Genomic DNA, 25,712 nt, shown 5'->3' on the forward strand with positions numbered 1-25,712 from the left:
TACGGATTATGAATTATAAGTTACTGAACTTTAATCACTAACCTTAAACAGCTTTTGAGGTGCAAAAATACAAAAAAGTTAATTACCTCATATCTTTTTATTCTGCCATTTTGCTTTTTTCAAGTAAATAACGCTGCAAATCAATAACAGAGCATAGTAAATTACTTCGGTGGAGAAACAGACAGATACGGGAGCTTTCACAATATATCCTATCCAAAAGATATAGGAAGTATAAATGACAAGAGTCACAGTCTCAAGTATCAAGGCAGCCTGTGTGTTGCCCGTGCCCGAAATTCCATTGAAATAAATATTGGCAACCGATGCAATCAGCATGGCACCTCCTATGACATAAAGAGAAGGTACAGACTCTATCAGCAAAGCCTCCTCATTGGTATAAACAGAAAGCATTGCCTGCGGAAACACAACCAGAACAGCAACACATACCACCATAATAATAAAAGACATACGGGCAATACGCCCCATCAGTTGCATGACGTGACTCACCCCTCCGGCACCAATCAAGTTACTTACTAACGAATTGGCGGTGGTAGACAAGGACTGGACAGGTATCAGCATTACCACATAAATGCTTCTCACTATATTTGCAATGGCCAGTTGACGCTGTCCTAATCTCTCTACAGCCACAAAAAAAACAAACCAGGTCGCCATTGCCAAAAAATACTGTACCATCGTAAAACAAGAAATGCTCAAGATGCGTCCCAGCAAAGTGAAATCAAAACGCGGCCAATGATTCAGCCCATATTTTCGGAAGTCGATTCTTGCCCAAGTATATAGAAGGAAAAAGACCAATGAAGAGGCCTCAGCAATAACCGAAGCAATGGCAGCCCCTTTCAACCCCAAGGCAGGCAAACCGAAATGACCGAAAATCAGGGCATAATCCAACACGACATTCACCATAGCCATGACAATGGCATTCAAGGTCAGTACCTTCGTACGCGTGATACCTATATAAAGAGCACGGAACATGACATTGACAAACGCAAAAAAGAAACCGAAAATACGCCAGTTCAAAAATTCTTTGGTAGCATCGAATATGGCATCCGAAGAAATAAGCAAGCGTATCAGCGAAGGAGCAGCCGCATGAGTCAGCCCAAAAAGACCGACCGCCAATATCAACAGAAAAGCACACCCCTGCATCATAACAGGCCCTACATCTCTGAATCTGCCTTCTCCATTGCGCCGGGCTATCATAATCTGCGAACCTGTACTAAAGCCAAAGGCTATCGTAAAAACGCAAATGTAAAACAATCCACCCATGGCCGAAGCACCGAGTTCCACTTCACCCACTCTCCCCAAAAAGGCGGTATCTGTCACATTAATAATGTTTTGTGCCAATAATCCGAGGAATATCGGATAACTGACGTTCCATATTTCTTTGTTAGTATACATACTTACTTTTTGATTGCTTAAAAGAGTTACAAAGGTAGGAATATTTATTCTGTTTTACATTGTTTCGTGACTTAATAACTGTTATACCATTTATTGCAAGTTCAAATAGTTTCTTCTGAAACAGTTGAAATATTCATCTAAAAGCGCAATTAATTGCACAATTCCTTTGCTTGTGTGTTATTTTATCCTACCTTTGCGCCCGAAAATCAAAAAACAAAATAATTAATGAAGAAAATTCTACTGATTGGCGCAGCGACGCTAATGGTTTCAAATCCAACTTTTGCAGGAGGTATCCTGACTAACACAAATCAACATGCTTCTTTTCTGAGAATGATTGCCCGTGGTGCTTCAATCGATATCGACGGTGTTTATTCCAACCCGGCAGGTTTGTCTTTTCTGACCGAAGACGGATTTTATCTTTCTTTGACCGGACAGAGTGCTTACCAAACCCGTGAGATAACTTCCACTTTCCCATTATTTCAGGCTGTCGACGGTGAAGGCACATCACGTCTTTACAAAGGTACGGCTTCTGCTCCTTTCATCCCCAGTTTCCACGGAGCTTACAAGAAAGGCGATTGGACTATCTCTGCCAGTTTTGCCATCACCGGCGGTGGCGGCAAGGCTTCTTTTGATGACGGTTTGCCCATGTTCAGTGCTGCTGCAATGGGGTTGCTTGCAACCAAAGGACTGACTCCCGATAAGTATATTATTAACAGTGCCATGGACGGACGCCAATATATTTATGGTGCGCAATTAGGATTAAGTTATAAAATCAATGACTGGCTGTCAGTATTTGCCGGAGGGCGTATGAACTATTTCAGCGGAGGTTATGAAGGTTTTCTGGATGCCAAACTGATTCCCGAACGGGGTGGTTCTCAGCTTGCCAATATTGAGCTGGACTGCGACCAGACAGGTTGGGGACTGACTCCCATTATCGGAGCAGACGTTAAGTTCGGAAAATGGAACTTTGCTGCCAAGTATGAGTTTAAAACCAACATGAATATCGAAAACAAAACACACAAGATAGATGTAAACCCGGTAGAAGCCGAGCCGCTGCTTGCTCCTTACAAAGACGGCGTAAATACTCCCAGTGATATTCCTTCTTTATTAACAATTGCTGCCGGATATGAAATCCTGCCCACTCTGCGCGCTTCCGTAGAATATCATTTCTATGATGATAAATCGGCAGGCATGGCAGAGGGAAGACAGAAATACTTGACTAAAGGCGCGAATGAATACTTGGCCGGCATCGAATGGGATGCTACCAAACAACTGACAATCAGTGGCGGTTACCAGAACACAGACTATGGATTGTCCAACAACTTCCAGACTGATACAAGTTTCTATTGCGATTCTTATTCTCTGGGCTTTGGCGCCAAAATCAAAATGAATTCGCATTTGAACCTGAACATCGCTTATTTCTGGACAACATACGATGATTACACCAAAACTTCAGAGAACTACAATAACACAACCATAAAAGGAACAGATGTCTATGCCCGTACCAATAAAGTATTCGGCTTAAGTGTAGATTATCATTTCTAAAAAGAATCTTACTCTTTAAGGTAGAGGCGGGCTTAAAACCTGCCTCTATTCATTATACATAAGTACTCCTTATTTTGAAAAGTGATGGGTAGTAACGACACGAATCAGATAAAACTTATCCTTTCCCGCTTTCGTAACTCTCTTTGCGCCAATAAACTGAAAAGAATAGAAAACACCCTCTTTATCACATAAATAGCGTGTATCCGAATCATGTGTTATTTCCAGCTCTTCTTGGTTCCTGGCTTCTATTTTCTCATTCAAATCAATCAATCTGTCACCATTAAACCGGTCTCTAATTGCTTTGGCTTCCTGTTCCGTAGGAAAACGCCAGTTCTTTATATTATGAACAGAATAGCCTTCGGGAACAGACCGGGCAGTTGCTATTTGACTTTCCCATTCTTCCAAACTCATCAGTAACAAATCTGTTCCACTTCCATCGCTACTTTTACTGGAAGCGGCTACAATACAATCATTCCAAATGCTTCCAACCTCGGGAACTCCCGATATATCCTCATCCACATCTTCATCATTGGAGTTGTCTTCATCCGTTTCAAATTTAAACTCGACATCTATCGCATCCTCCCAACCTTTGGCTATCAGGCTTCCATCGATAGAAATATCTCCTGTATAGCTGCCACCTATATTATAAGGATGATTGGCTTGAGGAACAACTTTACTGACATATCCATACGTGTGGCTTCCTTTTGAATCGTCCAGCGTGATGGACAAAGTGGTTTGAGAGCCGGAACCGGGAAAGATATAAACAGGTCCCGCAGTCCATCTCCCATCTGTCCCTAACGCACACTCTATTTCCAGTTTCTTTTCCTCACCTCCATATTTTCCTTCAAAATTAAGAGAAGAATGCAAAGGCGATATGCCTACTTTCACCTGTTTAACCTTATCCGCTTTTGTCAGAACAACATTAAGAGAAGCCACCATGTAAGTAAGCAGAAGATTCACCGTTTTATTCTTTCCTTCCAATGAAACGTCAGCCATTCCCATCATCATTGCTTTTGAAGCACAACCACCTTCTTGCATAGTGATTACATCGCTGATTTTGGGATTATCGGACATCACATATCCTTTAGATACTCCCGAAAGAGCCACCACCTTAAAATTTCCCGAAGGTAACTGCAGATTCATTTCCACCTCTTCCGAAGTTATCTTCTGCTTTGCCGCACAGTCTCCTTTCTCATTAAAAGCATACAGATAAACCGGATATTCAATAGATGTATTTCCGCCGGAACGGGCCATTATTTTCAATGCTGTCCCATCAGAAGACGACACATCGTCTTCTTCTCCATCATCCATTACACGCTGACACGAGAAAGAGAGTGTCAGAAACAATGACAAAAACAATATAAAACGAAACTGACCTTTATTTATTTTCTTCATCTCCGGTCTTTACATCAAGGTTAATATCCCCCATTTCTCCGCCGTCATTCCAGCTGCCAATCTCCCCTCCCGTTATTTGTATTTCTTTTCCATTGACCGCAATATTATACTTTTGATGAGTACCTTCCTTAAATGCATTATCTTTGGCAAAAGTAGAAATGGAAGCGGCATAAGACTTACCTGCAACCGAATATTCCAACGTCAATGAAACGGGAGTATCGGATGTTTTCTGATTCAATATGAAATAATAAGAAACACCTTCCTTTTCATCCGCCATTGAATGGTTATTCAGGGAAACGCTCAACAAATCGGAATCACCTTCCTGCGTAAGAGTAACCTTCTCTGTCTCAAACGAATAAGTAGCAGAAGAAATAATATTACCACCTTCCAGCGACAAGTTAGTCAGAACCGCATCAGATAATGTACCGGCAGCTTTTATATCAAATTGCACCAAACAAGAAATATGGCGAAAAGAGTTATTGCCGGTAAAAGCAACGGTTCCATCCTCTCCATAAGCCTGAGTCACCTCTGCCACCATAAAATCATACTTCTGGATATTTTCCCAACTACCATCCTGTCCCTTCAAAGATGGCAGACATACTTTTGTTCTATCAGTAGTCGCATCATTATATGGATAAAAGGCAGAGAATGTACTTTCAGTCACCAAATCATCCCAATAAGCTTTTGGAGAAGTCCATTTCAAGGAATAAGTCCATTCCGTGACCGGATTATCATCTACGAACATACCGATTTTATCACCTTCTGCAAAAATAGCACTCCCCACTTCTCCCGAATAACGGGGAGTCGGCTCATTATGTATAACCCCTATTTGAGCTATAACAGACATTGGTAACTGTTGACCCTCCTGCCTTTCAGAGTCTTCTTCAAATTGCTCTTGACAAGACAAAAATAGAATACTGCCCAAACAACAGACAGCAACACCGTTCAAATACTTCATTGTATCTAATTTATATTTAAAGACATAAGATATGCATTATCACATATCCCTTAATAATACCAAAAACAGGTCAAGCTGATTAGTCGTCGATACAGAAGTTTTTAATTAGTGCATTAATGGCTATTATTCAGTTGTACACTCATGTGAAAGTACTTTTTATCTCTTTACAGTCAAACATTTAATTAACTTTTGTTCATAAGCTTTCGTTAATAAACTATTTATGAGAATCTTAACACGGGAAAAATATTTCACCCTTTATAACAGGGCTATCAAGGACACATTATTATATTTAGAAATATGCTTTCTGCAAAAAAGAAGAAAAATATTATGTCTCTAACACTCTGCGAACAAAAAATATTAGTAACTTTGCCACACCCTTAATAAACGAGATTATAATTATACACTATAAACAAATTAAGAGATTATGCAAACAATTGACAATTTCAACTTTGCCGGTAAAAAGGCGATTGTCCGCGTGGACTTCAATGTACCTTTGGATGAAAATGGTAAAATCACTGACGATACCCGTATCCGTGGTGCTCTTCCTACACTGAAGAAAGTTTTGGCTGATGGTGGTAGTTTGATTATCATGTCACACATGGGTAAACCCAAAGGAAAAGTCAATGCTAAATTCTCATTGAGCCAGATTACAGACGCTGTTTCTGAAAAATTGGGCGTACCTGTTCAATTTGCTCCGGACTGTGCTAAAGCAAGTGATGCTGCAGCAGCTTTGAAAGCGGGAGAAGTCCTGTTATTGGAAAACTTGCGTTTCTATCCTGAAGAAGAAGGAAAACCTGTCGGAATTGATAAAGAAGATCCTGCATACGAAGATGCAAAAAAAGCGATGAAAGCTTCTCAAAAAGAGTTTGCCAAGACATTGGCTTCATACGCCGACTGTTATATAAATGACGCATTCGGTACTGCACACCGCAAACATGCTTCTACTGCCGTTATCGCTGATTACTTCGATGCTGACCACAAGATGTTAGGCTATCTGATGGAGAAAGAAGTAAAGGCCGTTGATAATATTCTGAAAGACATCAAACGTCCTTTTACTGCTATCATGGGTGGCTCTAAAGTTTCTACCAAAATCGGTATTATTGAAAACTTGATGGACAAAGTTGACAACCTGATTCTTTGCGGTGGTATGACTTACACTTTCGCCAAAGCACAGGGTGGAAAAATCGGTAACTCTATCGTTGAAGACGATAAACTGGAATTGGCACTTGACATCATTGCCAAAGCAAAAGCCAAAGGTGTAAATCTGGTATTGGGTACTGACTGTGTAGCAGCCGATGCATTCTCTAACGATGCTAATACTCAGATTGTTCCTTCCAACAACATTCCTGACGGATGGGAAGGTCTTGACGCAGGTCCTGAAACTCAAAAATCATTTGCTGCCGCCATCGAAAATGCCAAGACTATCCTTTGGAACGGTCCTGCAGGTGTATTTGAATTTGACAACTTTACTGCCGGTTCACGTGCTATCGCTGAAGCCATTGCAAAAGCAACTAAAAACGGAGCATTCTCATTAATCGGTGGTGGTGACTCTGTAGCTTGTATCAACAAGTTCGGTATGGCTGACCAAGTATCTTACATCTCTACAGGTGGTGGTGCTTTGCTGGAAGCAATCGAAGGAAAAGTTCTTCCGGGAGTTGCAGCTATCAAAGGTGAATAATCAGTATATATCCCCTGATACAAAATAAAGAAAAGGAGTTGTGTCAAACCGCGGATAATGCTGTCGTTTAGTTCGTAGGGGCGAGGTTCGCCCGCCCGAAAGCAGTTTGCTTTGTGTATTCGGGCAGACCCTGCCCCTACAGCTGACGATGGGATAGCCCGGTTGAGTTTTGACATAGCCCTTTTTGAGTTTTCATTCCTACACTCCCATATCTCTTCTTTCCAAGACAAGCACAGGTACAAAGTTTGAGTGGTAGCAAAAAAATTTTCAAGGAATAAGTATAATCAAAGCCACACGTAACACAAAGGTTCAACGACATTTCCTTCTCTTTCATTCGCGTTTTTCTCAGTTTTTATATAATTTTGCAGGCTATTAAAACAAACTCGATAAATTATGAGAAGATATTCACTACTATTCACAATTTTGCTGCTATCGTCAACAACAAGTTTTGCACAACTAAAAGATTTTAGTTATAAATTCTATGGCCAAATCCGCACCGACTTATTTTACAACAGCCGGGCAAACGAAGAAACGGTAGACGGGCTTTTCTATATGTATCCCAAGGACAAAGTATATGATGCCGACGGCAAAGACTTGAACGCGACAGCCAATGGTAGTTTCTATGCTTTATATACCCGGATGGGATTGGACGTGCAAGGTCCTAAATTAGGCAATGCAAAAACTTCCGCCAAAGTAGAACTGGACTTTCGTGGTTCGGGCACTACATTTTCGGTGGTTCGCCTGCGCCATGCTTATCTGAATTTGGATTGGGGCACATCTGCTCTATTACTGGGACAAACATGGCATCCCCTGTATGGTGATGTTGCTCCCCAAATATTAAATCTGAATATGGGAGCTCCTTTTCAGCCCTTCAGCCGTGCACCGCAAATCCGCTACCGCTACAAAACCGGAGATATACAAATAACAGGTGCAGCCCTTTGGCAGTCACAATACCTGTCTCAAGGTCCTGAAGGCAAAAGTCAGAAGTACATCAAAAACAGTTGCGTACCCGAAATATATGCCGGTATTGACTATAAACACAAAGGTTTATTGATAGGAGCAGGTATCGAAATGGTATCTTTGACTCCCCGTACACAAGCCACTGTGGAAGACAAGATATACAAAGTGAGCGAACGTATCACCAGTCTGTCATACGAAGTGCACATGAAATACAATTCTGAAAAATGGTTGGTTGCCGCCAAAAGCGTATTAGGTTCCAATCTTACACAAACCTCTATGTTGGGAGGTTATGGTATAAAATCAATTGACCCACGTACAGGCGAACAGGAATATTCACCTAACCGCAACAGTAGTTCATGGATTAATATCGTATATGGCAAGACATGGAAACCGGCTATTTTCTTCGGTTATATGAAAAATCTCGGAACAAGTGATGCCGTGACCAATATGTATGGAACGGGAACAAACGTAGACCAACTGCTCAGCGGAACAGCCGAACTGACTTACAATGTTCCTCATTGGAAATTAGGAGTAGAATACAATCTGACTTCTGCATGGTATGGTTCTCTGAACCACTCCAATGGAAAAGTGGTTGATACTCATTCTGTATCTAACAACCGTTTGGTGGCAACTGCATTATTCATGTTTTAAGAGAGCATGAGTACAGCTTCGTGCTATCTTTTCCCATATTAATGGCGGTCAAAAGAAAGCTGATAAATTGCTTTCACAAAAAATGCCCATGAATAAAAGGTTTCAAGTCCTGTTATGCGTGAAAGGAGATTGTGTCTGTCTCCTCAGTGGATATTACCCCATTGCACCACGTTACTTCTGCTACCACCCAAGGCATTGACCACCGAAAATTTGCAGGATTATGATTGCAACGATTTTTTGCCGATAAAAAGAAGCGTCAAGGCGGAAAGCAATATTGTTTTTCCGTCTCTTTTATTTATTCCATGGAGATATTTCACAGGATTTATAGAAACTCATTTGGATATTAACTCTCACTACGTTACCTTTGCATGCAGAAACAAATAATCACAACCTATGAAAAAACTCATTATTCTAGGCGCTTTTTTATTTTCAATAAACAGCCTAAATGCTCAGACTTCAACAAACTACGAAGAAGCAAGTAATCCAATTTCAACCAACCCGTCTTTATGGGTTAAGGTAAGTGCTCCGCAAGTCAGTTGGGGCAGCACAGACATCAGATACAAAAAAGAAGAACCTGCTCCGATTGCCCGACTAAAAAAAGACATTAACCTCACTGCGTGGAAAGGTGAAAGAGTTTCGGCACAGCTTGTTGTATGGACTCCCGAAGCACTCGACAACTTATCTTTTATAGTCAGTGACTTAACCTCCGGCAAAGAAACAATTTCAAAAGATAATGTCCGTACCGGTTTTGTACGTTATGTCATGACCGACGAATTGAATAAAGACGGAAAAGGCGGATGTGGCTACCGTAAAAGTTCGGATTATGACTCTACACTTGTAGCAGACCCTATCGACCATATCGCCTCCACTTTGACAGTACCCGCCAATGCAACACAAGGCGGCTGGATCAGTGTCCGTGTACCCCAACAGGTAAAAGCCGGAAAATATACCGGTACCGTTACTGTAAAAGATGGGGATAAAGTTTTATCGGAACTGAAATTAGCAGTAAATGTAAAGAACCGCACTTTACCGGCTTCCACAGAGTGGGCTTTCCACCTTGATTTATGGCAAAATCCGTATGCCGAAGCACGTTACTATAATGTAGAGCCATTCAGCAAAGAACATTTTGACCGTATGCGTCCCGATATGCAAAACTATGTAGACGCAGGCGGAAAAGTCATCACTGCCTCTATCATGCACAAGCCTTGGAACGGACAGACTTATGATCCTTTTGAAAGTATGGTGACTTGGTTAAAGAAAGCGGACGGAACCTGGTATTTCGATTATACCGTATTCGACAAATGGGTGGAATATATGATGTCATTGGGAGTGAAGAAACAAATCAATTGCTATTCAATGGTGCCTTGGAGACTTTCTTTCCAATATTTCGACCAGGCAAGCAATTCATTCAAATACCTGGATGCCAAACCGGGCGAAGCTGCTTATGATGAATTCTGGGGCAACATGCTGACCTCTTTCGCCAAACATCTGAAAGAAAAAGGATGGTTCGACATTACACATATCTCTATGGACGAACGTCCGATGAAAGATATGCTGGCCACATTAAAAGTAATTCGCAAAGCCGATAAAGACTTTAAAGTTTCTTTAGCAGGAACCTATCATGATGAATTAGTGAAAGAATTACATGACTATTGTATCGCCATAGGCGAGAAATTCCCTGCCGAAGTGATTAAATCACGCAAAGAAGCCGGACAGGTTACTACATATTATACTTGTTGTACCGAACCCCGCCCGAATACTTTCACTTTCAGTGCACCGGCTGAAGCAGAATGGTTAGGTTGGTTTGCTGCCAAAGAGAATTTGGACGGTTATCTCCGTTGGGCTTTAAACAGTTGGGTTAAAAATCCTTTGCAAGACAGCCGTTTCACAGCATGGGCTGCCGGAGACACTTATATGATTTATCCCGAAGGACGTTCATCCATCCGTTTCGAACGTTTGATTGAAGGTATCCAATCTTACGAAAAAATCCGCATCTTAAAGGAAGAGTTCGAAAAGAAAGGAAATAAATCAGCAATCAAGAAGATTGACAAAATATTAAAGGCATTCGATGAATTCAGTCTGGAAGAGATTCCGGCTGCTACGGTTGTCACTAAGGCTAAAGAGGCTATCAACAAATATTAAAAAAACATTTAGTGGGAGGATGTATCAGAACTTTTCAGAGGTTTTGACACATCCTCCCTTATTTAATGTAATCTGACACTTTCAGAATAAATGAAACTCATTGATGAAGAAAAGCATTATAATTAATATAATAAGTTGGCTAGGTATAAGTCTGCTTTTATTTTTTTATTTAGAACGGCAACTTGCATTCCACTATTTTTATATCGAACAATTTCGTCTGTTCCGTTTTAACCAAGACTACGCCCTCCAACTCTTTTCCCATCCCGGAGGAATTTCAGAATACATCGCTTCTTTTCTTATTCAATATTTCATCCATCCGCATATCGGACCGCTGATTATGACCTGTCTGTTTCTCTGCATCGGCATCGGTGTGCAGAACATCTGGCGAAAGCTGTCTCCCAACCTGGAAATGCCATTGGCTTATCTGATGCCGGGCATCCTGCTATTATTGGCCGATATGGATTTCAATCATCATCTGGAAGGTATTCTTGCTTACGCATCAGTAGTGTGGATACTCAATTTATACATCCGCATCCGTTCCCCCTTTATTCGGATTCCATTCATGGCCATCGCCTCATGGCTGCTGTTCTACTTTGCAGGTCCGGCATTCGAAGCGGTCATACTCTGTGCTATTTTCTATGAATTCTACACTAAATCATCTTTCAAATGGTACTCCCTCCTATTACTTCCTTTGGGTATTTTTCCCGCTTGTTGGTGGTATCAGACAGGATTGGGAGGAGAAGCGCGCATTGTATTCTCGCCTGATGCTTATTTCAATCCCCGATTGGTATTGCAACCTATCATTTATTATGCATGGGGAGCATTATTACTCATATTCATACTAGCCTGCCTATGCGGAAAATTCAAAGGATTTAAAAAGAAATGGATGACCTATACCTCTCCTATTCTTCAGATTATCCTGGCAGGATGGTTCCTGCACAACGAAACAAAGACATACAACTCCCCCACATTGTACTTAGTAAAAGAGCTCGATTATTACGCCAGAACCGAACAATGGGACAAACTCCTTTCTGCTCCCCTTCGTTCCGATAAAAACGCCATGCACGCCTGTTTCCAAAATCTGGCATTGGCACAAAAAGGTATTTTGGCCGACAAAGCATTATCGCTCAAACAAGTAGGAGCAGACGGTTTATGGATTGCATGGAATCGTTCCACCACAGCTTCCACCTTATTAAGTGATGTTTATTATGCAATGGGAAATGTGGCCCTTGCCCAACGAATGGCTTTCGAAGGAATGATTTCTTCCGAATGGACTGTAAATCCCCGTCTGCTAACCAGACTGGTGAAGACAAATTTGATTTATGGCAATCATGCCGTTGCCGGAAAATACATCAGCATGCTGGAAGACACGCATGCTTATAAAGAACAGGCAGTTGCTTTAAAACGATTCCTGAACAATGATGAAGCCATTGACAAGGACCCTGAATTGGGATTCAAACGACGCTGCATTGCCAAGACCGACGGCTTGGCCCAGATAGAAGGAGTTCCCTACGATTTGCTCCAAATCATCGCTTCTAACCCCGAATGTAAAACAGCATTCGAATACTTGGGCATATTCTGTCTAATGAATAAAGACATTATTCCGTTTAACCAACTTATAGAGACTTATCATAATGCCAAAGGACTGTCGCCTATGCCGGTAAGTTTCCAAGAAGCCATCATTCTTGCCCACGAAGGAGACACAGCAGCGTGGACTCGATTGGGAGTGACTCCACAAGTGGCAGAACGTTTCCGTACCTTCAAGCAAACGGTACTTCAGAATAGAGGAAGTGCTGCATTGCCCAACAAACTACATACCGGTTTCGGTAATACATACTGGTATTATTATATGTTCAAAAAATGAAACAACCATGAAGAACGCTATCTTATTCCACATATTTTTGCTTTGTATCTGTTGCATGGCTTGCACCGGCACAACTAAAGAACCGGTTGCCGATGTAACACTGGACGAACTGCCGTCTATCTTTCCCGATTACGCCGATGTCACCATTCCCCCACATATCGCTCCCTTACGCTTCCGATTGTCGGAGCCGGGAGACGAAGCAATAGCCGTGCTCAGCTGCGGCAATGAAAAGATGATAACGGCAGCTTCCACCGACGGGCAATTTCTCTTTCCGGAAAAAGAATGGAACAAATTACTGGACAAAGCCGTTGGAAAAGATATTGATGTAAAAGTCTATCGAAGAGAAAAGAACGAATGGCAAAGCTATCCCACTTTTCTGTGGCATGTATCTGCCGACCCGATAGACGAATATCTGGTCTACCGATTGATAGAACCGGGATATGAACTGTGGAATAAAATGGGAATCTACCAACGTCATATCACCGATTATGAACAAACCCCTATCATCGAAAACAGCCTGACCAACCATAACTGTATGAACTGCCATTCCTTCTGCCGGCAAGACCCGGAAAAAATGCTGTTCCACATGCGTGCCGAACTGCCGGGTACTTACATTATAAATGGAAAAAGCGTAGAAAAACTGGATACAAAAGCCGGTGAAAAGGTACAATCATTGGTTTATCCGTCATGGCATCCTTCGGGCAATTTTGTGGCTTTCTCCGTCAACAATACCCGCCAGGCTTTCCACATGAACGATAAAAACCGGATTGAAGTCTATGATTTATCTTCAGACGTGGTGGTATACGATGTAAATAAGCATGAAGTAGTGACCGACTCACTGATATTCTCCGATAAAGCTTTTGAAACTTTCCCCACTTTCTCACCGGACGGAAAAACACTTTATTTTTGCTCGGCACAAGCCAAGGAAATTCCCAAAGACTTCAAATCAGTGAAATACAGTCTTTGTTCTATCAGCTTCGACCCTGAAACCCGACGTTTCGGTCATCAGGTAGATACACTTTACAGCAGCGAACAAGCCACCGTCCAGATAACCGGAGCAGAACACAAAAGTGCCTCCTTCCCCCGGGTCTCTCCCGATGGAAAACAGCTCGTTTTCACGTTATCCGAATATGGAAACTTTTCCATTTGGCACAAAGATGCAGATTTATATAGAATAGATTTGGATTCGGGTGTCATGCACCGTATGGATGAAGTAAACAGTGATGATGTGGAAAGCTATCATTCATGGAGCAGCAACAGCCGTTGGCTTGTTTTCAGCAGCCGGCGCATTGACGGTCTTTATACACGTCCATATCTGGTACATATTGATGAAAACGGAAAAACAGGAAAACCTTTTGTCCTCCCGCAAGAAGACCCTGATTTCTACTCACACTTCATGTTCTCATATAATATTCCTGAATTTGTAAAAGGTAAAGTAGAAGCCGAAGTACATACTATCGCAGACACTGCACGCAAGCCGGGAAACAGAATCAGAATGGGGGAATAATACTGACCGTCAGAAAGCATGTGTGAACAGATACTCCTCCTATTCACAGAAGCATTCTCATTACAGGCGTTTCTGCGAGATAGGAGGAGTTGCAATAGTCCCAATTGCAGACTATTACTTTTAGAACTAAGATTGTATTATAAAAACTCTAAAAAAGGATCAGAAATTAAAAGGGGTACTCTTTACATAAGCCTTATACTTCTTTATCATACCCGGATACGACTCTTCAGCACGCGGCAGATAACGGAAACCGGATACTTTTACGTCTTCTCCCAAGTTTATTACAAACCGGTGAGGATATTTATCCCCATCACGAGTACTCCAATAGGTAGATTCCTGCAAGTCATATATTTTATCGGCAGTAAAGTTGCCCCAACTTGTGCTTTCACTATCGGCATATTCAATCTTCCAATGCTGACGGGGAAGCGGCTTGCCATTTTCATCCAACAAATAGAACTCGGCTACGGCAGCATTGTCTTTTCCATCTTGTGCACTCAATGCCTCCAGACAGAAATAACGTCCTGCAACAGTTTTTCCGAATTTAACTTCCTGCCAACCGTTGCCTGCTGTCAATTCGCCAATAGCAACCGACTTCTCACCCTTTAGATTAAGATTTTGCCCTTTAGTGCGATGGGTGGCGGGAGCCTCAGCACGTAACATATCAAGAATAGGTTTCTTTAATCCCGATACCGTCGCTTTCTCAGGTCCCAGCAAATCAAGAACAATAATTTCATTCTTACCTTTCTTCAGCCAACAGCCGGGCATGAACAAAGTTTGTTGCGGTCCGATTTTCCAAAAACGTCCCATTGCCTTTCCATTAACCCAAACCATTCCTTTTCCCCACGTTTGCATATCCAGAAAGACATCCCCTACCCGGTCTAACTCAAATGTTGCACGATAGTAGGCAGGTGCATCAAGTTTTTCACCTTCCGCATATTTCTTTGACTCTGCAAAGTCATAATCAACCGGGAAACTATAAACTTCCCAATTCTTTAATTCCTTCTTATCAGTCTCGGTCAGCAATTCGACCTTGTTCGTAATTCCTTTACGGTCATGGATAGCCACATCAAAATTAACACGCCCCATCGCTTCAACCAGAATATCAAGTCGGGTACCTTTCTGCAACGAAGGAAGCACCAATGAATTCTGTCCTCGTCTGCGATCCAGACGTCCCAACAATTTACCATCGGCATATACTTGTGCCCAATCGTGTACTTCGTCTATTAACAGAGTAGTGCCTTCTTTCACTTCCGGCAAAGAAGTGCGATATAAAATCGTTCCCCAACCTTGGTCGAACTGTTCCATCGGTTTGATATCCTCTGAAAGCTTCGGCTCGGGCAGATTGTCAAATAACGGAGCCACTTCCTTCAGTTCAAATTCGGGAATCTCAATTACCGGATAGGCAGCCGGAACATCGGGTATCACTTGTGCAGAGTCGGCATACTGCATCATCATCTCCCGCAACTTATAATATTTAGGAGTCGCCCAACCCGCTTCACTGATGGGAGCATCATAATCATAAGAACTGCACATGGCAGAATAAGCAGGACTATTTGCTCCTCCCCAATGTCCAAAAGTAGTTCCTCCATGCGTCATATACAGAGAAAAAGAGATATGGCGGTCAAGCATATCTTTAATACCCGAAACCATTGTTTCGGCATCACGGGTTTCGTGTTTGCGCCCCCAATGGTCGAACCATCCGCTCCAAAACTCGCTACACATCAAAGGTGCATTCGGACGAGCTTCTTGCAACTTCTTAAACTGTGCATCAATATTGGCTCCTGTTCCGAAATTAATTGTCCAAACCAAATCATCCAATCCGTTACGCTGAAAAGTAGAACTCCAGTCACACTGAAACAGAGGTACATCGGTAAAACCGGCTCCTTTGACTATATCACGTATATTGGCTATATATTCTTTGTCGGTAGCATAAGCTCCGTATTCATTTTCCACCTGTACCATAATGATATTTCCTCCGCGGCTCACCTGCAAATCCGCCAATTCCTTACCAATCTCATTCATAAAGAGTTTTGTCCTTTCAAGGAAATAGGCATCATTGGTGCGGAGCTTGATATCTTTCTTTTTCAACAACCACCAAGGCAATCCGCCCATTTCCCATTCCGAACAGACATAAGGACCGGGACGCAACATGATGTACATTCCATGTTTCTGTGCCAAACGGCAAAATGCAGCAATGTCATTCTGCCCTTTAAAATCAAACTCGCCCTCTTTTTGTTCGTGTATGTTCCAAAAAGCATAAATACAAATGGTATTCATGCCAAGTGCCTTACACATCTGTATACGATGTTCCCAATACTCGGCAGGAATACGGGTATAATGCATCTCGGCTGCTTTTATCAGAAAGGGCTTGCCATCCAACAAAAATGTTTTATCACCAATAGAAAAAGTATGTTTCTCCTTTTGTATAGGACTACACCCCATAAACATCAAAGAACAAAGGAAGAAAAACAAGACAAAGAGTTTACTTGATTCTTTCATAATACGACATTAATAAGCTGATTATTGTAAAGTACAAAGATAAAAACAACTCTTCTTTCCAAATTCAACTTGCCGGAAAGAAGAGTTGTACAAAACGGAACTAATAAATAAAACTCTATCAATATAAGGTAGTAAATATACTGTTTTATTCCACTCTTAATTTCACTTTACCTTTTATTATATCATTGCTTTTAATCGGTTTACGATAAGGAGCATAATATCCATCCAAAAACATTTCGTTGCCGGCAGTCACAAAGTCGGCAACAAGAAAACAGATTTTATCTTTTCCCAGCCAAGAACGCCAATGCTGCTCGCCATTTGAACAAGCCGTTACTTTATGCCCGCTTCCGTCACACAATCCTGCATACCAAATATTTCGGCGGGTAGCCCGAAAGTCATTGCTGCCCAATTCATTAAAATCCTTGCTCCACGACCACGAAGGTTGTATTCGCGGATTTGTTTGTACAGGAAGACCCTGATAGAATAAATCGGCAGTACCTGTCGGGCGGCTAATGTGGTCATCAGGATACACACTCCACATTCCCTTACGACGCCAAAACGTCCGGTCATAGTCTTGCGGTGCTTCGAAGACCAAGCCCCATTGTCTCGGATTGACGTTCTGCAAAGCTTTAAATTGATACTCAACTGCCAATTCACCATTCGCATTAACCGTCAAACGATAACTGCCTTCAAACTCCTTATAGCTTCCTGTTACAGTTACTATCACATTACTTTCTTCCTTATGCGCCTTTACTTCCACTGCCTTCCAGTCTGAACATAAATCGTTATAAACAGGTGTATTGGCATTATGATTGGGATAGCATCCACCTCCGGTCAACGGAAGTGCCATCAACCACGGACCTCCTTTCAATACTTCTTTTCCTGCCTTCTTCAGAGACAAAATCTGCCCATTCAATCTGCTGATTTCACAGCTGAAGTTCTTTCCACTGATTACATAAGCTTTTTTACCGACTTTCAGCTTAGTCGGCTGCGACAACCATTGAGGCAACTCATTTTGTTTTTGTTCTCCTACCGGTATCAGATATTCATCAACAACAAATCCACGAGGATCAGTAAACGACAAATAAAGCTCGTTTGCCTTATCGGGGTTGGCTATTGGAATCCGTATCTTCCCATCTCCCGAAGGAGGAATGGAAGCAGAAACCGTTCCCTTCTCCTTGCCATATTGCCAAGCAATCTTTATCTCATCCATATTCAGATAAGTATATCTGTTCTCCACATCCACAACCAATTCATTGGCTGGGGAAAGAGCTTCGGTAAGTACTTTGACCGGACTATAAATTTTCTTCATATCCCAGTATTCCGGTTTGGGACGACGCCAGCCGTCGATAGGTCCCCAAGCTCCATACCCGACAGCATTCCCGTCAGGCAATTGAAAGATATCATCAATGCCCGACCAAATAGAACCGCCCAACACGCCTCGGGTCTGATACATATTTTCCCATGTGGGAGCCAAGGCCAATGCCCAATCACTGCGTATGCCCGGGTCGGTCACCAGTTCACTACGATTATAAACATTCAAGTGGCAATACTCTCCATAAACCATGGGGCGATTGCTCTTTGCAGCTACCTTATAGCCATCAGGTCCGGGATAATGAATATTTGCAATAGGAGCCGTACTTCCCTGATTATTAAAGCCTCCATACGCCTGGTCGTGAAACGTATGCGGACGAGTAGAATCAGCTTTATACACATATTCTTGTATTTGGGCAAATTCTTTATTCCAATAAGACTCATTGGCCATAGACCAAAACAAGACAGAAGGATGATTACGATAAAAATGAATCGTCTCCATATTCGCCTGGAGTATATAAGGATAGTATTGGCTATCCTGATAATTGAGTGTTTTCCAATTTTCATTGGCATGATGTCCCACCCAGCAAACCGGAGATTCTACTTCGACAAACATTCCCAGTTCATCACAGATATCCAGCATTTCCTCACAAGGAGGATAATGTGAAGTACGGACAAAATTACAATTGGCGGCACGATAAAGTTCAATATCCTTTCGTTGCCACATTGCATCCACGACACGTCCCGTCAAAGGGTGCATCTCATGCCGGCATACCCCCCGCAACTTAACGGCGCGTCCGTTTACAAACAACTCGTTTCCACGGACTTCTATCTCACGAAAGCCAAAACGTTTCTCCACGGTTTCTATCACTTCGTCATTTAAACAAAGTTCCATTCTCAACGTATAAAGATGAGGCTGTTCATTATTCCATAACAGCGGAGCGGTAACGGTATCCGAAAGAATCCCCTTCCAAACCTCTCCGACAGCCAGTTTCGGAAGACGCTGCTCTATGACATTAGGCAAACCATTGACAGACAATCGCAATGTCAATCCATTCTGTGCGTAAGTTGCCTTATTCACTACAGCAGTCTCTATCTTCAGAGCCGCATTCCGATACTCACTGTCCAAATCTGTCACAATACGCACATCCGACACATGAGTTTGAGGAACAGCCATCAGTGTCACCTTTCTGGTAATACCTCCCAACTGATGAGCGGCATACTGAGTCAGACTGCCCAGCATATCAGCCAAAGACTCACTTCTCACAGCAAGTGCCAACTCATTAACACCCGGTTTTAAATGCTTGGTCACATCTATTTCATATACAGTCATCCCCCCTAAATGATAACCTGCTTTTACCCCATTTAGATAAACATAGTATTCACTATGCACTCCGTCAAAACGTAATTTGACATTCTTATCTTTCCAATCTTCCGGCAAAACAAACGACTTACGATAACCTGCATACGCCATCGAGTCTACCTTAAATCCTTGCATCGACCACTGACCGGGAACAATAACAGACTTCCAGCCGGAAGAATCCGAGTGTTTATAAAACTCTTTTTCAGGCTGAGGATTAAACTGCCATGTTCCATTCAAAGACAAAACAGGCCGGTAAGTACCCGTAACACTTTTGGGAAGAACCGTATAAACCGGCAATACTTTTTCCACATCCACATCCGTATCAATATGATAAGTCAGCACATTTCCCAATGCCTCTTTCTCTGTACCTTCAAAAGGAACCGGAGCTTTAGAATTGGAGGAATAAAGATTCAATTCGGATACAATGGCATTTGCACCTTTCCCGGCAACTTCAAACACCAATACCAACTGGCTGTAAGCATAAGCTTTACGTGGTAAGTCCAACAAATATCTTTGCTCCTTTCCGGCTTCCAACGTTACATTTTGGATTTCATTTCCATCTACGACAATGCGTTGTTTACGTTCATGGTCAGCCAGATAAACCACTTCCAACTGATAGTCGGCATGAATATCCAACTGATTAAAAGCATAAATCACTTTTCCACCGAAATTGCAGGTTATAGCTTCCTTACTGCCTTTCACCTCCGAAGGCATCGTATAATTCTCTCCTTTTACCAAAAAAGGCTGTGCACCGGGTACACCACAATCATTGGCTGCGACCCTTGTCAATGAACTTTCCTGGGCAAGTGCCGGCAATGCCCCTATAAGCATTGCTCCGGCTACTGCCAGGAAACGGTTCAATCTTTTTGTTATATTAATCTTCATCATAGAATGACACACACTTCTTTTATTTGATTATTTCATTCTCAGATTTATCTGTCCATAGCAGGGCAGAGCTTCCAATGTCTTACAATAATTTCCCCATGCTATCTCAGGATAATCCCAACGATTATTTGTGTATAAAATCAATTGCTCGTCGGCACGTTTGTTTATCCGGCAAGCCACAGAAGCATCTTCTGAAACAACCGATACCCGATGTTTGGAATCTGTTTCCGTAGAAAGTGAATAATAGTAAATATTCTCTTTCATACCTTTTGCCATTTGTGTAAGCGGCTGCTTACAATTGGCACCGGCATCTGCCCAATAATAATAGTTGTGCGTATCAGCCTGCCAAGCTTGAACCGGTTGTTCGCCGTATGCAGCCTGTCTGGACTGATAAAGGGACGTACGACCTTCATTTCCGGCAAACTCACCTTCCGGATAATAATTCCAATACCCTTTACGCTTCCAATCCAAGTGCTGGATAGCATCCGACAAATAGAAAGACAAACCTGTCTCACGTAAGAAACCATTGGGTACACCGGAAGTTTGATAATTAACCGACAACTCTCCTTTAGGAGATATCAATATATCAAACTCTGCTACAACGCCCCGGTAACTGCCGACAAGCGCTACTTTGACTGTTCCGTTTTCTTTCTCAGTGTAACTGAATGATGTTTTTTTCCAGTCCGAATCTGAAATCGTAAAATGATTGGCCATTTTACGAACCTCTGCACCCGTCAAATGATTCAGGTTCACATAAAGATTAAGGAACGGACCTTTTTCTATGATCACTTGTTCGCCGGCTTTAGCATTGACAATCAATCCTGTAGCCTTATCGAAAGGAATTTCAAAACCCTCTCCTCTTATCATCAGTTTATCACCATTATCGGTTACAATCAGTTTTTCTCCGTCAATCACAGCAGGATAGTCCACCTTTTCCACTCCCAACACAGGACGATAAGCATCAATCAAATCTCCTTCTGAAGTAAAGAACTCTACCAATAATTTCTCACCCTCTTCCCATTGCTCGGCAGGAATAGTCAAAAGTCCTTTCTGATGCGGTTCTACAAATCCTAGCCTTAAAGCTTTTTTCATACCTTTATAAGTATAAAAAGCTTTTATCTCATTCAAGTTGGTATGATCAAAACGATTGTATACAGTCAACATCAGTGGTTGTCCGGCAGTAAAAGAAAGATTGTCATCTGCCAGTAAACGCACAGGTGAATACGCTTTCTTGGTAGACCAAAATTCCGGTTTCGGACGTCTCCATACATCTACAATTCCCCATTCTCCGTATCCGACACAGTTCCCTTGATAATTTTCAGGTTTGGCAGTACGGGCAAACTCTTTCCAGAATGCGGTTCCAACCTTGGGCTGAGGCAATGCAAACACTTCATCCACATACCCCCAGATAGCTCCTCCCAATCCGCCCGGCGCATTGTACAAGCCATCCCACATCATATCAATAGATTTCCCCCAGAATTCACGGATATTAGGATCGGTCTGCAGAGTGGCATAGGTGTAACACGCCGGATGAGCCCACTCATCATATAATGCAGGTATACCATGCCCCTGAAAATTACGGGTAGACATCCCCCATTGATTGATATTGCCATATACATTCTGATAGTGCATACTGAGGATATCAAATATTTTAGCTTTCTTTTCCACTGCCGAACCGGGATAACTGAAAATAACAGGACGCGTGGTATCCGTAGCCTTCACCCAATCCCAGCAAAGTTGGAAATTTGTACCATAAACACTTTCGTTACCGATACTCCAAAACAAGACAGAAGGATGAGAACGGAAAGCTTTCACCATTTCCTGACATTGTCCCAAGTAACGGTCGGTATAAGCCGAATCACTCTGTGTATTACCCGGAGCATAATTCTTCTGCCGATAAGTATCAACAAAGCAAACAGCCGTCTCACTTTCCACATAGATGCCATAACGGTTACAAAACTCCAAGAAGCGTTCCGAAGGAGGATAATGGGAAGTACGGACAAAGTTCATATTAGATTGCTTAAAGAGCAATACATCCAGACTATCCAAGTCGGCAGTAGTGGTTCGTCCTAATGTAGGATGTATATCATGACGACAAGCTCCACGCAATTTCACCTGACGACCGTTTACCAACATACGATCCTTCACAATCTCCACTTCCCGGAAACCGATGCGGCGGTCAAAACGGGAAAGTTCCTTGTTATCTCTGTATACAGCCACTTCCAACGTATATAAATTAGGATGTTCCGCATCCCACTTCAAAGGATTTGCCACAGGCAATAAGAACGTGTTTTTCCCCTTCGCCAACTTAAAACGACTTTGCGGCAACTGTACATTTCTCCCTTCTTTATCCTTCAACTCCAATCTTGCTTCCGCACCTTCTTTACCGATAAACTCACAATCAAAACGCAACTCGGCATCTTTATAAAGTGAATCCAAATGTGTTTCCACACTCACATCATACAAATGAGATTCAGGCAAAGCGAACAGTGTGACATCACGGAGTATGCCGCCGATAGGATGATGTGCGTATCCTGAAGCATAAGAAATTTCGTCTAAACGGTCTTCTACTTCCAATTGGATTTCGTTCTTCTTCCCTACGCGTACCAGCGAAGTAATATCAGTTTCCCAACGGGTAAAACCACCATGATGCTCACGGACAAACTTACCATTTACACTCAACTTTGCATGACTGTATACACCATCGAAGCGCAAAATAATTTGCTTTCCCGCATAGTCGGCAGGTATGGTAAATGTCTTCTTATAAAAGAACGGTTTATCATGTTCGATGGCAAACCCCTGCATAGCCGCTTCGCCGGGTACCTGAATAGTAGTCCACCGACTTTTGGGAGAGTACTTGAATGACCACGTTCCACTTAATGACATGACAGGTTGCCGCACTCCTTCCAACCGTGAAGGTAATATATAAGTTCGTCCCGAACAGACGGCACCGGATGCCGCATTCAAAGAAGAATATGAAAGCAGGCAGACACCTGCTATTAATAAAGTCTGTTTTATCGTTATCATAATTATATGAATAAGGTTAGCATTCCTTTACCACCAAAGCCAATAGAAACCAATCAGAATGGCAATGATGATGCAAGAAAAAATATTAAACAACTTACTTGTATGAAATAATGAAGCATGAATAGTGGAGCATTGTTCCAATGACCGACTACGGTTGCCCAACAAAATAATAAGACCGCAACACAACAAGAAGACGATTCCCATTCTATCCATCCAAGGCAAAGCCGGACAAAGAACTTTCAGTAAAGTAGAGAACACAAATGAACCCAATGCCGCCGAAAGCGCTCCATTTGCCGTTGCTCTCCGATAAAAGAAGCCGGCAAGAAAAATCGCCAATGCACCGGGACTCACAAAACCTGTAAATTCCTGAATATAATGAAATGCCTGATCCAATCCCGAAAGCAAAGGAGCAATGCACACCGCTATCAACAACGAAATAAAACTCGCCCAACGCCCTGTACGCACCAACTCACTCTGCCCGGCTTTGGGGCGAAGATAGGAACGATAGATATCCATTGTAAAAATGGTGGAAATACTGTTCATCATCGATGCCAGCGAACTGACAATCGCTGCCGTAAGAGCAGCAAATGCAATCCCTTTTACTCCCACAGGCAACAGGTTGCTCAGCAGCCAAGGATAAGCCTCATCCGATTTTTCCAAAGGAGCATCCAAAGCAAATGCCGCAATGCCCGGAATAACGACCAGCAACGGAATCAACAATTTGATGAAACCGGCAAACAACATACCATTTTGCGCCTCACTTACCGATTTGGCAGCCAACGCACGCTGAATGATATACTGATTGCATCCCCAATAATATAAATTGGCAACCCATAACCCTCCTATGATAACCGATACCCCGGGAAGATCCATATACCCGGGATGTGATTTATCAAGTATAAGATGGAATTTATCTTCCGCCTGATGACAAAGATTAGTAAATCCGGAAATAGCACCTTCCCCATTGCCAAGCATATCGAGCGCAATGTAAGTTGTTATCAATCCACCGCCTATCAAAAACACAACCTGAATAACATCGGTCAATGCCACGGCTTTCAATCCTCCATAAATGGAATAAATTCCGGCAAAGGCCGCCAGTCCTATTATCCCTGCCAACATAGGAACTCCCATAACATTCTCAATCGTCAACGCTCCTAAATAAAGAATGGAAGTTAAATTGATGAATATGAATACCGCCAACCAGAAAAAAGCCATTACAGTCTTCACCCGGCGGTCAAAGCGTTCCTCCAAAAATTGTGGCATCGTAAAGATTTTCTTCTCCAGGAAAATAGGAATAAAAAACTTAGCCACAATCAGCAGCCCCAATGCCGCAATCCATTCATACGTCGCCATGGCCAGCCCGATGGCATAACCGGAGCCCGACATGCCGACAAACTGTTCTGCCGAGATATTGGATGCAATAATAGAAGCCCCTATTGCCCACCAAGCCAAGCCTCTGCCGGCCAAAAAATAGTTACTGGCATCTTGTGTCTCTCCTTTGCCTCTACGCGAAACGAAGAGTCCTACCAACAAAATAAGCAAGCAGTAGGCGATAAAGACTATTAAATCAATTGTTGATATATTCATATTGCCATTTTCTTAACGGATTATAAACGGATAATGATTCTCTCCGGAAACAACACCGGGTACATCGGCCACAAACAAACTTCCACTCAAAGGATAAGCCTGTATCTCAGCTTCCGACAAGCCATCTACAGCCGTTGTAATAAATAACCGATTACGCTCCTTGCCCCCAAAAGTACACGAAGCTACATTAGGAACCGGAACTTCTATTTTATCGACAAGCTGCCCGGTTGACGGACTCCAAACGTACACACCGAATCCTCCCCAATGAGCCACCCACAAAAGTCCGTTGGCATCAATGGTCATTCCATCCGGCACTCCATATTCCACGGGAACCTGTACTGCAGTACGGATAAAATAAATAGCCCCGGTCAAATAATCATAAGCATACTCTTCAATACACCTTCTGCCGGAATCAACATAATACATACGGTCTCCTTTCCGGTTCCAAACAATTCCATTAGGAATACTTTGTTGTCCCAAAACAGGCGTCAAAGATAAATCATTATCTACACAATACAGACTTCCGTTGCCATTATGTTCGCTGCAATGCATCACTCCACACCAAATGCGTCCCTCCGGTGATGCCTTGCAATCATTGGTACGCCACTGCGGATGCAGACATGGAAATTCTATCAGTGTTTTATAAGTCTTTTTCTCCAAATCATAAGCAATAAAACGATTTTTCATTGCCAGAAGCACTTCATCCCCGTGCCCCTTCCACGGAATAACGGAAGTTATCATTTCCGGAAAAGTATGCTCTTTCACCGTACCTTCGTCAGGAGTATATTGATATAAAATTCCATTATCAATGTCTACCCATAACAAACATTCCAAACCGGGCATCCATGTAGCAGCCTCACCGGTCCGATTATAACAACGATGTAATAGAGTTGCATTCATCATCATATATTTTAAAATACCAATTGA

At 42.4% G+C, this 25,712-nt stretch carries 14 protein-coding genes; 6 read left to right on the forward strand and 8 right to left on the reverse strand.

What is annotated here, in order from left to right:
- Positions 1-87: 87 nt before the first annotated feature.
- The gene (locus HMPREF1534_RS08665; protein WP_005940732.1) at positions 88-1,410 is read right to left on the reverse strand and encodes an MATE family efflux transporter; all 1,323 of its coding nucleotides are present in this window, start codon (positions 1,408-1,410) and stop codon (positions 88-90) included.
- A gap of 225 nt (positions 1,411-1,635) precedes the next feature.
- On the opposite strand from HMPREF1534_RS08665, the gene HMPREF1534_RS08660 reads away from it, so the two are divergent.
- The gene (locus HMPREF1534_RS08660; RefSeq protein WP_005940735.1) at positions 1,636-2,955 is read left to right on the forward strand and encodes an OmpP1/FadL family transporter; all 1,320 of its coding nucleotides are present in this window, start codon (positions 1,636-1,638) and stop codon (positions 2,953-2,955) included.
- A 69-nt stretch (positions 2,956-3,024) separates the two neighbouring features.
- On the opposite strand, the gene HMPREF1534_RS08655 is transcribed toward HMPREF1534_RS08660, so the two are convergent.
- Complete coding sequence (locus HMPREF1534_RS08655; protein WP_005940738.1) at positions 3,025-4,350, reverse strand: FimB/Mfa2 family fimbrial subunit; 1,326 nt, start codon at positions 4,348-4,350, stop codon at positions 3,025-3,027.
- Positions 4,334-5,308, reverse strand: a complete 975-nt coding sequence (locus tag HMPREF1534_RS08650) for a fimbrillin family protein (protein ID WP_005940741.1) — start codon at positions 5,306-5,308, stop codon at positions 4,334-4,336. The genes HMPREF1534_RS08655 and HMPREF1534_RS08650 overlap by 17 nt, the downstream gene beginning before the upstream one ends.
- A 424-nt stretch (positions 5,309-5,732) precedes the next feature.
- Between HMPREF1534_RS08650 and HMPREF1534_RS08645 the strand changes: the two genes are divergently transcribed.
- The 5 genes from HMPREF1534_RS08645 to HMPREF1534_RS08625 all read left to right on the forward strand — a co-directional run bounded on the left by HMPREF1534_RS08645 (position 5,733) and on the right by HMPREF1534_RS08625 (position 14,110).
- Complete coding sequence (locus tag HMPREF1534_RS08645; protein ID WP_005940744.1) at positions 5,733-6,986, forward strand: phosphoglycerate kinase; 1,254 nt, start codon at positions 5,733-5,735, stop codon at positions 6,984-6,986.
- Positions 6,987-7,379: 393 nt separating this feature from the next.
- Entirely contained in the window at positions 7,380-8,597 is a 1,218-nt protein-coding gene (locus tag HMPREF1534_RS08640) for a hypothetical protein (RefSeq protein WP_005940748.1), read from the forward strand.
- 393 nt (positions 8,598-8,990) lie between these two features.
- Positions 8,991-10,739, forward strand: a complete 1,749-nt coding sequence (locus HMPREF1534_RS08635) for a DUF4091 domain-containing protein (protein WP_005940750.1) — start codon at positions 8,991-8,993, stop codon at positions 10,737-10,739.
- Positions 10,740-10,842: 103 nt separating this feature from the next.
- A complete protein-coding gene (locus HMPREF1534_RS08630; protein ID WP_005940752.1) occupies positions 10,843-12,603 on the forward strand; it encodes a DUF6057 family protein in 1,761 nt (586 codons plus the stop codon).
- 7 nt (positions 12,604-12,610) lie between these two features.
- Positions 12,611-14,110, forward strand: a complete 1,500-nt coding sequence (locus HMPREF1534_RS08625; protein ID WP_005940754.1) for a TolB family protein — start codon at positions 12,611-12,613, stop codon at positions 14,108-14,110.
- A 159-nt stretch (positions 14,111-14,269) separates the two neighbouring features.
- Here the strand turns inward: HMPREF1534_RS08625 and HMPREF1534_RS08620 are convergent, their stop codons facing one another.
- The 5 genes from HMPREF1534_RS08620 to HMPREF1534_RS08600 all read right to left on the reverse strand — a co-directional run bounded on the left by HMPREF1534_RS08620 (position 14,270) and on the right by HMPREF1534_RS08600 (position 25,691).
- Positions 14,270-16,552, reverse strand: coding sequence for a beta-galactosidase (locus tag HMPREF1534_RS08620; RefSeq protein ID WP_187327028.1), 2,283 nt, complete (start codon positions 16,550-16,552; stop codon positions 14,270-14,272).
- A 202-nt stretch (positions 16,553-16,754) separates the two neighbouring features.
- Positions 16,755-20,174, reverse strand: a complete 3,420-nt coding sequence (locus tag HMPREF1534_RS08615; protein WP_005940759.1) for a glycoside hydrolase family 2 — start codon at positions 20,172-20,174, stop codon at positions 16,755-16,757.
- A 27-nt stretch (positions 20,175-20,201) separates the two neighbouring features.
- Positions 20,202-23,198 carry a glycoside hydrolase family 2 gene (locus tag HMPREF1534_RS08610; protein WP_005940761.1) on the reverse strand — a complete coding sequence of 999 codons (2,997 nt, stop codon included), beginning with the start codon at positions 23,196-23,198 and terminating at the stop codon, positions 20,202-20,204.
- 27 nt (positions 23,199-23,225) lie between these two features.
- On the reverse strand, positions 23,226-24,785 hold the full coding sequence (locus HMPREF1534_RS08605) for a sodium/sugar symporter (protein ID WP_005940763.1): 1,560 nt from the start codon (positions 24,783-24,785) through the stop codon (positions 23,226-23,228).
- A gap of 12 nt (positions 24,786-24,797) precedes the next feature.
- A complete protein-coding gene (locus HMPREF1534_RS08600; protein ID WP_229031818.1) occupies positions 24,798-25,691 on the reverse strand; it encodes an SMP-30/gluconolactonase/LRE family protein in 894 nt (297 codons plus the stop codon).
- Positions 25,692-25,712 lie beyond the last annotated feature (21 nt).

Source organism: Phocaeicola massiliensis B84634 = Timone 84634 = DSM 17679 = JCM 13223 (assembly GCF_000382445.1).
Lineage (GTDB): Bacteria > Bacteroidota > Bacteroidia > Bacteroidales > Bacteroidaceae > Phocaeicola > Phocaeicola massiliensis.